The sequence below is a fragment of the Saccharopolyspora dendranthemae genome (genome assembly GCF_007829955.1).
GTDB lineage: Bacteria > Actinomycetota > Actinomycetes > Mycobacteriales > Pseudonocardiaceae > Saccharopolyspora > Saccharopolyspora dendranthemae.
Map to the genome: position 1 here is coordinate 206,141 of NZ_VIWX01000006.1, position 13,318 is coordinate 219,458.

At 67.5% G+C, this 13,318-nt stretch carries 9 protein-coding genes; 5 read left to right on the forward strand and 4 right to left on the reverse strand.

Annotated features, from left to right (window positions below; translation table 11 throughout):
• Positions 1–47 precede the first annotated feature (47 nt).
• A complete protein-coding gene (locus tag FHU35_RS25465) occupies positions 48–842 on the reverse strand; it encodes an exodeoxyribonuclease III (RefSeq protein ID WP_145744209.1) in 795 nt (264 codons plus the stop codon).
• A 270-nt stretch (positions 843–1,112) separates the two neighbouring features.
• On the opposite strand from FHU35_RS25465, the gene FHU35_RS25470 reads away from it, so the two are divergent.
• The 3 genes from FHU35_RS25470 to FHU35_RS25480 all read left to right on the forward strand — a co-directional run bounded on the left by FHU35_RS25470 (position 1,113) and on the right by FHU35_RS25480 (position 2,854).
• Positions 1,113–1,979 carry a helix-turn-helix domain-containing protein gene (locus FHU35_RS25470; RefSeq protein WP_145744211.1) on the forward strand — a complete coding sequence of 289 codons (867 nt, stop codon included), beginning with the start codon at positions 1,113–1,115 and terminating at the stop codon, positions 1,977–1,979.
• Positions 1,980–2,211: 232 nt separating this feature from the next.
• Entirely contained in the window at positions 2,212–2,448 is a 237-nt protein-coding gene (locus FHU35_RS25475) for a DUF397 domain-containing protein (protein ID WP_145744213.1), read from the forward strand.
• Positions 2,449–2,497: 49 nt separating this feature from the next.
• Positions 2,498–2,854: a hypothetical protein gene (locus FHU35_RS25480; RefSeq protein ID WP_145744215.1), complete on the forward strand. Its 357-nt coding sequence runs from the start codon at positions 2,498–2,500 to the stop codon at positions 2,852–2,854.
• Between the two features lie 248 nt (positions 2,855–3,102).
• On the opposite strand, the gene FHU35_RS25485 is transcribed toward FHU35_RS25480, so the two are convergent.
• Both FHU35_RS25485 and FHU35_RS25490 read right to left on the reverse strand, forming a co-directional pair.
• Positions 3,103–3,549: a DUF4265 domain-containing protein gene (locus tag FHU35_RS25485; protein WP_186459609.1), complete on the reverse strand. Its 447-nt coding sequence runs from the start codon at positions 3,547–3,549 to the stop codon at positions 3,103–3,105.
• 24 nt (positions 3,550–3,573) lie between these two features.
• Complete coding sequence (locus FHU35_RS25490; RefSeq protein ID WP_145744219.1) at positions 3,574–10,152, reverse strand: golvesin C-terminal-like domain-containing protein; 6,579 nt, start codon at positions 10,150–10,152, stop codon at positions 3,574–3,576.
• A 297-nt stretch (positions 10,153–10,449) separates the two neighbouring features.
• Here FHU35_RS25490 and FHU35_RS25495 point away from each other — a divergent pair, with 297 nt between their 5' ends.
• Entirely contained in the window at positions 10,450–11,532 is a 1,083-nt protein-coding gene (locus FHU35_RS25495; RefSeq protein WP_145744221.1) for a lactonase family protein, read from the forward strand.
• Between the two features lie 107 nt (positions 11,533–11,639).
• On the opposite strand, the gene FHU35_RS25500 is transcribed toward FHU35_RS25495, so the two are convergent.
• The gene (locus FHU35_RS25500) at positions 11,640–12,176 is read right to left on the reverse strand and encodes an RICIN domain-containing protein (protein WP_145744223.1); all 537 of its coding nucleotides are present in this window, start codon (positions 12,174–12,176) and stop codon (positions 11,640–11,642) included.
• Between the two features lie 199 nt (positions 12,177–12,375).
• On the opposite strand from FHU35_RS25500, the gene FHU35_RS25505 reads away from it, so the two are divergent.
• Positions 12,376–13,203: a hypothetical protein gene (locus FHU35_RS25505; protein ID WP_145744226.1), complete on the forward strand. Its 828-nt coding sequence runs from the start codon at positions 12,376–12,378 to the stop codon at positions 13,201–13,203.
• The last annotated feature ends 115 nt before the right edge of the window (positions 13,204–13,318 follow it).

The following is a 13,318-nucleotide window of genomic DNA, read 5'->3' on the forward strand; positions in this document are numbered from 1 at the left end:
ACGAATAGCGGAGCATGATGCGCTTCGTACTAATCAAGAATTCCTGATCAGAAGTCGTAGGTGACGGTCACCGGGGCGTGGTCGGACCAGCGCTGGTCGTAGCTGGGCGCGCGTTCGACGACGGCCTCGGTGGCTCGTCCGGCGAGCCCGGGCGTGGCGACCTGGTAGTCGATCCTCCAGCCGGAGTCGTTGTCGAAGGCCTTGCCTCGGTAGGACCACCAGGAGTAGGGGCCGGGGCCTTCGGGGTGGAGGGTTCGGACGACGTCGGTGTAGCCGGATTCGAAGACGTCGGTGAGCCACGCCCGCTCCTCCGGGAGGAAACCGGCCGACTTCTGGTTGGCCTTCCAGTTCTTCAGGTCGGCTTCGCGGTGGGCGATGTTCCAGTCGCCGCAGATCACGACCTCGCGATCGGCGGAGGCGGCGCGCTCGCGGAGGCCGGCGAGGTGTTCGCCGAACTCCTTCATGAAACGCTCCTTCTCGTCCTGGCGCGGCGTGCCGACTTCACCGCTGGGCAGGTAGAGGCTGGCGATCGTGACGCCGGGGAGGTCGATCTCCAGGTAGCGGCCGCTGTCGTCGAACTCGGCCGACCCGAATCCGACGCGGACCGATTCCGGTTCCGCGCGGCTGTAGATCGCCACGCCCGCGCGCCCCTTCGCGGAGCTCGGAGCCAGCGCCGTGTGCCAGCCCTCGGGCTCCCGCACCTCGGCGGTGAGCTGGTCGGCCTCGGCACGGGTCTCCTGCATGCAGATCACGTCCGCACCGGTTCCCGCGAGCCACTCCACGAAGCCCTTCTTCGCGGCCGCGCGCAAACCGTTCACATTCACCGTTGACAAAGTCAGCACGCCGAGAGCCTATCGACCTCTTCTCCCGGAACGGACCGCCCTGCGCGAGTGATTTCAACCGCTGATCCAGTCGGCGATATCAGCACGGACGGATTTCAACACCCCACAATGCGCAGATTTCACCCGGTTGACCTGCACGAGCTCCACCGAACCGGGGAAGCGGCTAGACCTTCGACGGTATTCCACTACTATCCCCTTCCGTAACGTTCCACCACGTCGTTTCGACAGTGGGACGTAGAACGTCCGAAAACCCCCTGCAGGAGGTCTTGCGTGGCCCCGGACAGCGCCACGGGAAGCGGCCCCACGGCCCGCCGTCTCGTGTTGGGCAGCCAGCTGCGCAGGTTGCGCGAGTCCAGGCAGATCTCCCGCGAGGACGCGGGTTACGCCATCCGCGGTTCCGGGTCGAAGATCAGCCGCCTGGAGCTCGGCCGCGTCGGCTTCAAGGAACGCGACGTCGCCGACCTGCTGAGCATGTACGGGGTGGACGACAAGACCGAGCGCGAGTCCTTTTTGGACCTGGTGCGCCGGTCGAACGAACCCGGCTGGTGGAACCGCTACAACGACCTGATCGCCCCGTGGTTCCAGGACTTCGTCGGCCTGGAGGAATCCGCGTCCCGCATCCAGACCTACGAGCTCCAGTTCGTACCCGGCCTGCTGCAGACCGAGCGCTACGCGCGGGCCGTCGCCACCCAGGGACGCCCTGAGACCGAGGACGAGGAGATCGACCGCCGGGTCCGCCTGCGCATGCAGCGGCAGCGGATGTTCGCCCAGCCCAAGTCGCCGCGCGTGTGGGCGGTGATCGACGAGTCCGTGCTGCACCGCCCGATCGGCGGCAAGAACGTGATGCGCGAGCAGATCGAGTCCCTCCTGGACGCGACGAAGCTGCCGACCGTCACGCTGCAGGCGCTGCCCTTCGCGCTCGGTCGCTCCGCGGCCGAAGGCGCCTACACGATCCTGCGGTTCGCCGAGCCGGAGATCCCGGACATCGTCTACCTCGAGCACCTCTGCGGAGCCCTCTACCTGGACAAGGCCGAGGAAGTCGAGGTCTACAGCAAGGTCAGCCACCGGCTCGCCGTGGACGCGCTGACTCCCGAGGGCACCCGCAAGATGCTGCAGGACCGACTCCGGGAACTCTGAGTCCATACGGGAATTTCCCAGTTGTTGCGCCGTTCGGATGATGCGCGGCGACTGTTCGCCGAAGCTCCGGCACCGAGTGCCGTCTTAGCGTTACACCCATGCGTGTGATCACGCTCTCAGTGCCGTGCACGTGCATTCAATCGTGCATCTGCAGCTGATACCTTCCCTTGCACGATCAACTGCACGTGCAGATGATCGGTGCAAGTGAGAGTCGGGGAAGGGTGGGGTTCGGATGACGGACGTCCAGAACGGCATGCCCGCGAAGCAGCTTCCCAACGCTGGCTGGCGCAAGAGTCGCCACAGTGGAGCGGTGGGTAACTGCGTGGAGCTGGCACCGTTGATCGACGGTGGGGTCGCCGTCAGAAACTCGCGCTACCCCGAGGGCCCGGCACTGGTCTACAGCAGGGACGAGATCGCAGCGTTCCTGAACGGAGCAAAGGACGGCGAGTTCGACGATCTGATCGTCTGAGCTGGTCGGCCACATGGTCTGAGCCCCTACGACGAACAACGGTGGCGCCATGAACGACATAACCAACGGCCTGCAAGCCCTGGTCGCCCGCGACTTCCAGTTCACGCATCCCCGAGATGCCAGCGGAAGTCTGGTCGCCGTGGTCGGAATCCGCGTGCATCACGGGGTTTTCGACATCCTGCAGCTCTTCGGCGAGAACGACGCCGACGCAGCGCGCATCCCCGCCGACGAACCCGACGTCCTGTTCCCCAGCCGCGTGTTGTGGCGAACCAACGGACCCGCGCACGACGTGATCAACGAGCTGCTGCACATGCCGGAACCGCTGCTGGAAACCGGCGCGGAGGGCAACGGCTGCTGGATCCCCACGCACGCCGGCCGCTCCAAGTGGCTCGCCGTCTCAGCTTGATCCGCGTGCGCAGCGAAGTCTGATTCGTGGTGGGCGCACGTCCCACCTCGGGCCTGGCTCCGCTGCCACGAACCCCCCGTCCGGCACCCGGTGCTCGGCCACCCCCCATGCCGCGCACCGGTTACGGACGCCCCCAAATGGATCGGGTCCCCGCGCCATCCCCCAGCGCGCGGGGACCCGATCTCTTGGGTTTGGAGGAGGATTCGGCTCCCAGCCGTTCCCGTCTCACCGCCATGTGAGCAACGCGCTCACGGGTGCTGGATGCAGGATTCCTCCGCGTCCCACAGTCCTTCGTCCACTCCAGGCTGGATCAAGCCGCGAACCAGGTCGAGGTCCACTCCGGGAGGAACGTCCACCGCGACCAGGCCCGCCAAGTTCGACCGCTCGACACCGCAACCGGCCCGGACGAGCTCCGCCAGCAGATTTTCGAAGCCCTCACCGTCATCGAGCTCGATCAACCGGACCGTCGTGTGTCCCCCGCGGCTGATGACCGCCACGTACGTCGCCCCTTGCTCGTCGGGCGCGACGTGCACTCGATCACCATTGCTGACATTCCACGCGAAGAACGGCGTGTTCTGCAGCGTGCAGACCCCTTCCTCACCGGCTTGCTCAGCCCACAGGCTCTCAGCCGACACAGGGGGGTAGCCGTCGTCATCAGGTGTTAGCGGAAAGATCACTTTGAGCTGTGGGGCCAACACGCACCTCCCGTCGATCGAAGATCACGGCATTGAGTCGGATTTGCCTCTGTTACAAGTCCGGCACAGTACAGCCCCGTTCCAAGGTGCCCCTGGACCTCCACGGGACTGCGGCCATATGTGATCGATCTGAGTTTCGTTCGGCGAAGGAGTGACACCGCGCTGCGACTTCTGCGCGGGGACAGTTTCGACTCGGCAGGCAGCACACACCGTACGGCCACCGTTGCTTGCCTTGCTTGCGTCGATGACCTTCTGCTTGCCCGTCCGGGTGAAGGGCTTTCCCGCTCTCGTCATATCGGCTGCCAGGTCAGTGGCGCGACCTTGGCTGTCCACTGCGAACCTCGCACCACTGCTGGTCGGGCTCGCACCGGGGACACCGCATCCCTGCTGGTTGTGGACCAGGACGTCCTGATCACCAACGGCGACGTTGTACGTCGGCGTTCCATCGATCGTCAGGTTGTGGACCGTTCTGTCGAACGACGTCCACATTCGGATGCTGACGACCAAGAGCCGCTCACCGGACGGTGTCCGAAGCTGATCGCCGGCCAGCAGATCTCCTGCCCGCAACCACTGCCCTTCGTCGTCCACCCAGATCGGGTGGCCGTCAGTGGCCTGGATCTTGGCCGTCGCGCCTCCGCGGTCTCCATCGGTGTCGACCGTCAGCTCGACCATGTTCTTCATGCCGGAGCCGGTGATCGTGGCCGCCACCGGGGCCTGGGTGCTGCGACCGGTGGTCGGATCGGTCGTGACGACCTGGTCACCCTCCTTGACCTGCTCGATCGGCTTCCGTGATCCGTCGGCCATGAGCACGCCGGTGCCGGCGACGAAGCTGTTGCAGCTCGGGTTCTTGCCTCCGCCCTTCGGCGAGCCCGGAGCGTCCGGGGGTTTCGGCGGTGGTGGTGGAGGTGGTGGCTCGGCCTTCACCGGTGGTGGGCTGGGCGCGTTGGAGCCACCGCTGCTCGGTTTGTCCCCGCCACCTGCGGGTTTGCCACCGTCCGGCTTTCCTCCGCTGTCGGGTTTGCCGCCGCCCGGTGGATCGCCGCTGGATTTGCCGCCGCCGCCCTTCTTGCCCGCGTTCTTGGCGGCGGACGCCGCTTCGTCGGCGCCCTTCGTGCCGCCGCGAACGGCCTTGGCCGCGTACTTGCCGCCCTTGGCGGCCGCCGCGCCCCAGCCCACGAACGGGATCGCGCCCGCAGCGGACAGGGCCGCGTCGGCGTAGTTGCCCTCGCCCGCGTACCAGGCCGCGTTGGCCAGGTCCGCGACCTCGCCGATGACCGGGACCAGGCCCGCGACGTCCAAGGCCGCGTGGCCGAGGTCGCTGAGCCAGCCGTGGCCGTCGAGCTCCACCCTGCTCAGCGGGTTCCCGCCGGCGAACGCGTAGCGGTTCTGGGTGAACGGGTCCGTGGTCAGGTTCAGGTCCGCCAGGGCCCCGTTGTAGAGGTCCATGGTGGTGAACCGGTTCAAGCCCGGGTCGTAGTCGCGGAACCCCATGTCGTAGTTGCCCGACGAGGCGTCCCAGCGCATCGAGTTGTAGCGGTAGACGTTCTGCGGGTCCTGCGACGGTTCACCGCCGCCCTCGGGCGAGTCGGCGCCGGTGAACTCCGACTGCTCGTCCTCGCCGTAGGCGGTGTAGCCGTAGGTCGACTGGGTGTTGCCGTCCGCTCCGGTGGTCGCTTCGACGTCGGTGTGCGAGTTGGTGCTGTACTCCGAGTCCTCCTCGCCACCGTCGTCGTTGAACTTGATCTGCGACAGCCGCGCCCCGGTCGAGGAGTACTGGTAGGACTTGCTCAGCTTGCCGTTCTCGGTTTCGCCGATCACCTGATCGCCGATGCCGAGGTAGGTGAACTCGGTGTTCTTGTCCTCGCCGTCGCCGGTGACGGACTGGCGGGTGGTGCGGTCCAGCGGGTCGTAGCTGTAGTCGCTGGTGACACCGCCCTGCCCGCCCGGACCGTACTGCCGGTGCTGCGCGGTGCGGTCGAAACCGTCGTAGCGGTAGGACTCCTGCGGCGAGCCCGCGAACGTCAGCTTGTCCAGCCGGCCGAACGTGTCGTAGCGGTACTGGGTGTCGGCACCGTTGGAGCTGGCTGAGACCAACCGGTTCCGGTCGTAGTTGAACTTCGATGTCTGGCCGCCGACCGTCTGCTCGATGACGTTGCTGTTGTCGTCGTTGACGTACTTCTCGGTGGAGTCCTTGCCGTCGCCGGTCTTGCGGACTTCACCGACCCGGTCCCGCGGGTCGTAGGTGTAGTTCGTGTCGCGGTCGATGGTGTCGGAGTGGTTGTCCGCGTTCATCTTCCGCGACTCGTCGCGGGTCCGGTTGCCGTTGGCGTCGTAGCTCGCCCGGTGCTCGTTGACCAGGGCGCCGTCGGACTTCCGCTCGATCTGGTGGGAGAGCTTCCCGTCCTGGAAGTGCTCGTAGTCGGTGCGGTTGTTGTTGGACTTGTTCTCGGTGACCAGCATTTCGCGCTCGTCGTAGGCGAACGTGCTGGTCTTGGGCTCGGGGTTGTCCCCGGCCTTGGAGTTGGTGACCTTGGTGACCAGGTCGCGGGCGTCGTAGGAGTATTCGGCGGACTGCTGGTCGTGCTCGTAGTTGAGCAGGTTGCCGGTTTCGTCGTAGCCGAACGTCGTGGTGTTCTGGCGGTTCCCTCCGCGCAGCTCGTCGACCTTCGTGGCGCGGCCCAGCTGGTCGTAGTCGACGTCGTAGGTGTCCGCGCGGGCGCCCGACGAACTGTCGGTGATCTTGGTGAGGTTGCCGTTCGGGTCGTAGGAGTGCTCGAAGGTCTTGCGCTCGTCGTCCCGCGTGCCGAGGTTGTCGCGGACCCAGCGGACCGCGTCGGCGTTGACCGCGCCGTCGGCGCCGCCGTTGAGGGTGACCGAGCGCAGCTGTCCCTCGGTGTAGTCGTACGACCCGAGGGAGACCCATCCGTCCTCGCTGACCTGCGTCTGATCCACGGTCTTGGTGGTGCTGCCGCCGTCGTGCTCGATGGTGTAGGTCGCGTTGGTGGCCTCGCCGCGCGGGAACCTCACCGCCACCTCGTAGCGCCCGGACACCGGGATGTCGGCCTTCCAGGTGAAGCTGTCCTGGGTCGGTCCGGGCTGGTGGGTGCGGTAGTCGAAGCCCTGGTGCCCTGGTCCGTCGCCGACGGTCGCCCAGTCGCCGCGGGCCTCGGTGTAGTTGCGGTCGGAGTTGTCGACCAGCACCGGGTTCAGCCCGGCCGGGACGCCGTCGTCGCTGCGCTGGTGCAGCTTGCCGTCCGGGTAGAACGACCAGGTCTGGGTCCGGTTCGCCTTGCCGCTCTCGTCGCTGACGGTGCGCTTGGTCTGCTGCCCGAGGGCGTCGTGCTCGTAGGAGGTCCGGATGTCCCACGGGTCTTCACTGGACTTGATCCAGCCGTTGTCGAAGTACTCGTAGCTGGTGACGTTGCGGTTCTGCTGCCCGTCGGACGGAGGGGCGCTGATCTCGGTCGGCCGGCCCGCGGCGTCGTAGGTGTAGCGGGTGGAAGTCGGCTTGTTGTAGCGGGGATCGGCCGGGTCGTAGGCGTTGATCTCCTCGACGACCCGGTTCATCTCGTCGTAGACGGCCTGCTGCGCGAAGTCGTCCGGGTTCGCGGTGTTCGCGCCGCGCGGGGTGATGGTCTTGGTGGGGTTGCCGACCTGGTCGTACTCGAAGCGGGTGGTGTTCACGACTCCGTCGCGGTGTGGAACGCGCTGCTCGGCGAGCATTCCGCGCTCGTCGAGAACCATGTCGGTGCGCACCCCGGCGCGGTCGGTGCTGGACACCGGGTTGCCGTCGCGGTCGTAGGTGGTGCGGGCGGCGTTGCCGTCGGCGTCGAACTCGGCGATCGGCCGGTGCAGCAGGTCGTAGGTGGTGCGGCTGGTGAAGTCGGCCGGGTCGGGGGTGGCGTTCTTGCGCGCGTCGGCCACCTCGACGACGTTCCCGACGTTGTCGTACTCGGCGGTGGTGCGACCGCCGAGGGCGTCGGTGACCTCGATGAGCTGGTCGATCTGGTCGTAGGTGTAGCTGGTGGTGTAGTCACCTTCGGTGCCCGTGGCGGTGCCGTTGGGCTCGGTCTCGCTCAGCAGGTTCCCGACCGCGTCGTAGGTCATCGTGGACACCTTCGCCGGACCGTCGGCGGAGTCCTTCGGTGCGGTGACCGAGACGGGCAGGTCACCGGGGTCGTAGGCGGTGGTGCTGATCGCGCCGTTGGCGGCGGTGGTCTGCACCGCGTTGTCGTTGGCGTCGTAGACCGGGCCGGGCGTGACGACGTAGTGCCGGTTCGGGTCCGGGCTCGCCGGGTCCCACGGCTGCTTGGTCGACATCGGCCTGCGGAACTGGTCGTAGGTGTAGGTGCTGGTCTTGCCCAGCGGGTCGGTCGCCGCGACCACGTTGCCGACGACGTCGTAGGAGAAGTCCGTGTGGTTGCCGTGCGGATCGGTGATGCGCTTCGGGTAGCCGTTGGGGTCGAACGCGCCGTAGGTGGTGGTGTTGCCGTTGGCGTCGGTGTTGGTCTGCAGCTGGCCGTGGCGGTCGTAGCTGTAGCGGGTGGTGTAATCGCCCTCGGCGGAGGTGGCGGTGCCCTTCGGGTCGGTGACGGTGAGCAGGTTGCCGCGCTCGTCGTAGCCGAAGGACCACGTGCGCCCTTCCGGTGTGGTCTTGCCGATCAGGTCGGCGACGTAGCCGCCTTCGCTGAACCGGTACTCCAGGCGCGTCGGCGGCCCCCGCTCGGCGTTGGCGCGCGCATCGCGGATCTCCAGCGGATACCCGCTGCGCTGGTCGTAGACCCAGGTGGACAGGGCACCGTTGGGTTCGGTCATGCGCACGACGTTGTTGTCGGCGTCCCAGGTCAGCTCGGTGGTCTCGCCCTTGGCGTTGGTGAGCTTCACCGGTCTGCCGTAGCCGTCGATGCGCACGTCGGTGCGCTGGCCGTTGGGGTTGGTGACCACCGAGTCGACCTGCGTTCCGTGCACGCCGTCGGGATCCCGGTAGTCGAAGGTGGTGCGCCCGCCGCGCCGGTCGGTGATGGCCTGGACGCGCTTCTTGTGCAGCAGGTCGAGCAGCCCGCCTTCGAAGTAGCCGAGGCGGGTGGTGTTGCCCAGGGGGTCGGTGACGCTCGTGAGCTTGGCGTTGTTGAGCAGCCCGCCGTCGTAGTCGAAGGCGAACGTGCGGGCGCCTTCGGTGTCCTGGCCGTCGACGATCTGCCGGAGCTTGCCGAAGTCGTCGTAGACGAAGCCGACTCGGCGCCCGGAGACGTCGGTGATGGATTTGAGCTGGTTGGTGACGTTGAGGTTGGTCAGCGAACCGACCAGCTTCTTCACGGCCCCGATGAGCAGCGGCGCGTTCTCGCCCCACTCGTAGTAGTCGAAGGTGAGCACCTGGCGGCCGGTGGCGTCGGTGACGTTCTTGAGCACACCGGTGTTGCGCCCGCCGATGTGGCTCTGCTCGTAGTTGAACGTCAGGACGTTGCCGTTGGCGTCCACCATGGACCGCTGGTAGCCCTGCTCGTCGAAGAGCGCGCGGCTGCGGTCGGGTCGCATCAGCTCCCAGCCGTCCTCGACGCGGCTGAGCCTCATGTGGACGCCGGCAGGTTCCTCGTAGGTCCACTTCGCGGGGTCCAGGCTGTCGTTCTTGTTGAGCTCGAAGGTGTGGCTCGTGCCGTCACCGTCGACCATCGTCACCTTGCTCGCGTGCCCGACCAGGCCGGGCAGCAGGCCGTGGAACTGCAGCGGTGATCCGAGCCTGGTGAGGCTGGACGCCGACACCGACCACCCGTGACCCGCGTAGGAGCGGGAGGTGTCCTGGGAGTTGTAGGTCAGCCGGACGAAGCTGGCCAGCCCGCGACCGGGGTTGTTGATCGGGTCGAAGCTGAACACCGCGTTGCCCGCGTGCTGGTTGGCCAGCACCGTGGAGCCGGCACCGGCGCCGGTGCCCTGGAACTGGAAGAACTGCTCGAGTCCGAGCTGGTCGGAGGTGGGGTCCTCGACGGTGACCGGCATGCTCAGCGGTGGCACGTCGTCGCTCTTGGACCACCACTGCCCGGTGAGCCGGTGCCGCACGTCCCAGTTGAGGACGAACTGCTCGCGCTTGTTGCCGAGGTCGGCGAGCTTGGGGGCGCGGACCTTGGCCTGCAGCTGGACCTTCTCGCCTGGTGCCAGGTCGTGCGGGAGCTCGGTCTTGATCTCGCCGAGCAGCTCGGGCTGGGGCGTGCCGTCGGCGAGCGACCAGTGGTAGGACAGCGCGTGGGTCGTGGCCGACAGGGTCTCATCGGTGACGTTGGTGAGGGTGACGGGAACTTCCTGCTCCTCGCCGGGGATCATGCGCTGCGGGGTGGTGGGAGCGTCGTAGGCGCTCGGCTTCTCCGGAGCGGGTGGCTGGGCCAGCGCGCGGGCCGATTCGTCCCGCTGCTTCCTGCCCTCCGCCGATTCCCCGGTGCTGGTCCAGTTCGCGCGGATGTCGTCGAGCCCGGGCTTCGGGTAGACCTGCTCGTCGCGTTGTTCCGGTCGTTCCTCGACCGCGGGCTTCGCGGCGGCGGGCACGTGCGCGACACCGGTTGCCAGCATCGCGGCGGACAGCGACAGCGCCAGCAGCCGCCCTAATTTCGACATCCCGGCGTTCCCCTTCGCGGTGTGTCGTGCACCCGGAATCCGGCCATTCCCATGCCGTCCGAAATTCCCCCGGTGGTGCGGATTCGCAGATCACGAATCCGACTCGGCGGAAACTAGCGGCACTCCCACACCGGCCCAATCCGCCATTCGGGTGGAGAAGCGTTCTGCGCACCCGAATGCCGCAATGCGAGCGGCCATTTCGCGCCAACTCCGGAAAATCCCCTTCTTCGCGGAACAGGCTGCCGTACCCTCCAGCGCCGGGCGAGTTCTGCACTCACTGCCGAACCAGGGGGAACAATGCTGAAAACCGCACGCTTCGCCGCAACGACGCTGGTCGCCGCGGCCCTGACAATTCCTGTGGCTGCTCCCGCGCACGCGCTGGAGCTCGATGAGATCCCGATCTTGGGATCGTTGTTCGCGCACGAACTCCCACTCCCGGGATACGGCGACATGGTCGTCGACAACGCCCGGAAGCAGATCTTCATCAGCGGTGGACCGGAATCCCAGGGAATCGTGGTCACCGACTTCTTCGGGCACGTGAAGAAGACCATCGAGAACCAGTCCGGCGCGACCGGGCTGATTCTGAGCGAGGACGGTGCCACGGTGTACGCGGCGTTGAGCGCAGGTGATGCGATCAGCGCCATCGACGCCGAAACCCTCGCGGAGGCAGAGCGTTTCGGCACGGGCGCACAGTCGTGCCCGACGCACCTGGCTCGCACGGCGGGCAACGTGTGGTTCGGCTACGGCTGCGGGTCGTCCTGGCAGGGCCGGATCGGCGAGCTCGACACCCTCGCGCAGCCGCCCTCGGTGCGGCTGGACGTGCAGGGCGGCACGCCGTTCCAGCAGGCACCGCTGCTGGCCTCCGGCACCGGCGATGCCGGCCCGGTGCTGGCAGGCCAGCCGGACACCAGCCTCGCGCTGCTCAAGCGGTACGGCTCCGGCGGCGGCGAGCTGACGCCCGGCGCGGAGTCCGGCGCCGCCGGCAGCAACCTCACCGATCTGGCCGTGTCGCCGGACGGGCAGACGGTTTTCACCGCCGCGGGATCGCGGGACGCTGTGGACGCCTTCGGCTCCGGCGACCTGGCTGCGGCCGGGACGTACGCGAGCGGCCCGCATCCGCTCGCGGCCGCTCCCTCGCTGGACGGCGGTTTCCTGGCCACCGCGACGGCCGGCTCCACCGAGGACCAGGTGCGGATCTACCAGGTGGGAGGGTCCGAGCCGGTCAAGGCGGTGGACGTGCGCGGGGACGCCGTGGCACCGCGCGGCCTGGCCTTCTCCGCCGAGAACGAGACCCTGTTCATGATCACCGTCGACGGCGAAGGCGTGCCCTCGCTGGAATGCGTCCCGCACCCGACGTTCGACCTGCCGCTGCTGCCCTGACAGTCCGCCGGGAACGAGAAGACGGCTTTCCTACCAAATTCCGTGGTGGTGGGGAAGTTTTCATGAAAACTTCCCCACCACCACGGGGCAGCCGTCTTCCGCTCCGCTCAGAGGTCGAGCTTGAAGGCTTGGCTGTCCATGGCGCTGTGGTCGGGTTTCGTGGAATTGCTGGTGACCTGTTCTCGTTCGGTGAGCTGCAGGGAGCCGTTCTTGGCCGGGGGCTGCTGGACGGCCACGACGTAGCGCGCCGCGGACTTCGGGCTGATGACGACCGATCCGTCGTTGCGGCGGTTCATCGTCCAGGTCTGGGTCGGGCTGGACGGGTCGCAGGCGACGGTGCGCAGCTCACCTCCGGCACGCGTCTCGGCGGTGACGCACTGGCGGTTCTCCTTGCTCTGGATGGACACCGCGCCGTCGGGCCTCTTGGCGATGACCCACTGGTCGAACGACCGCGGTTGCGCGGTCGAGTGGGGGCGCAGGGTGCCGACCGCGGAGCTCTCACTGTTGACCACCCAGCGCGACTTGTCGGCCACGTTGGTGATCTTGGTAATGAGCACGGAATCGGCAGAGGCAGGCAGCGCGGGCACGACCGACAAGGCGGCCATCGCGCCGAGTGCACTCAGCGTCCAGCGAGCGCGTCTCATGATGGGTCCTCCGGGATGATTCGGGGAAGGCGAACCAATCCGGTTCGCCCGGAAATCGATACTTACCAGCGCCCCGGAAGATGTTCGCGGCCAGTAATCCCAACGGGCGAAGCCCGGACGATACGAGCCGTTCGTCCGCTCCACCGCGTCGATGAGTAGCCTGGCGGCTCGGTGTTCCCTAGGAGCTGCGGGGTTTTCGGTGAGCGAGTACCAGCACTACGAGTTCCTCGCGGTCGACCGGCCGCTGAGCGATGAGGAGCAGGCCGAGGTGCGCGAGCTCTCCGCCCGCGCGTCGGTCACCGGCACCACCTTCACCGGCACCTACGAGCAGGACGAGTTCCGGGGCGACCCGGACGTGCTCGTCGAGTCCTACTACGACGCTCACCTGCACGTGACGAGCTGGGGAACGCGACGGCTGATGATCCGCGTCGCGCGCGGGGACCTCGACGACGCCGTGGCCGAGGAGTTCGAGGTCGCCGAGCGGGTCGACGTGTGGAGCTCCGAGGAGCACGTGGTGCTGGACTTCACCAGCGAGGACGAGGAGTCCCCCGAGATCGACCGCGACGGCCTGCTCGCCCGGCTCGCCGAGATCCGCACCGAGATCGTTGCCGGGGACCTGCGCTCGCTCTACATCGCGTGGCTCGCCGGATACGGGACCTGGGAGCGCGACGAGTTCGCCTTCGACACCAGCGCCGAGGACGAGCCCGAACCGGTCGTGCCGCCCGGGCTGGGTCAGCTCACCCACGCGCAGCGAGCGCTCGCGGAGTTCCTGCGCCTGGACGAGGACCTGCTGGCCGTCGCGACCGAGAACAGCATGCCGCTGCAGGAGTCCCTCGACCCGAAGGCGCTCGGCGCCTGGATGACCGAACTGCCCTCCGCCGACAAGGACCTGCTGCTGCTGCAGGTCGCGCAGGGGCAGGCCGCCGAGGCGCGGATCGAGATCCTGCGCCGCTTCAACGGGGACACGGCCGCGGGCAGCCGCACCGTCGGCGAACTCCTCGACCAGGCCGCCCAGCGCCGCGGCTGACCCCCTCCGGGCCGGTGTTCCCGCGACCGGCGGGAGCGGAGCCCCAGGCATTTCCCAGTTTTAGTCCAAACTGAGTGGACATTTCGGGCACGAAAGCGGCCTGATTAGGACTAAA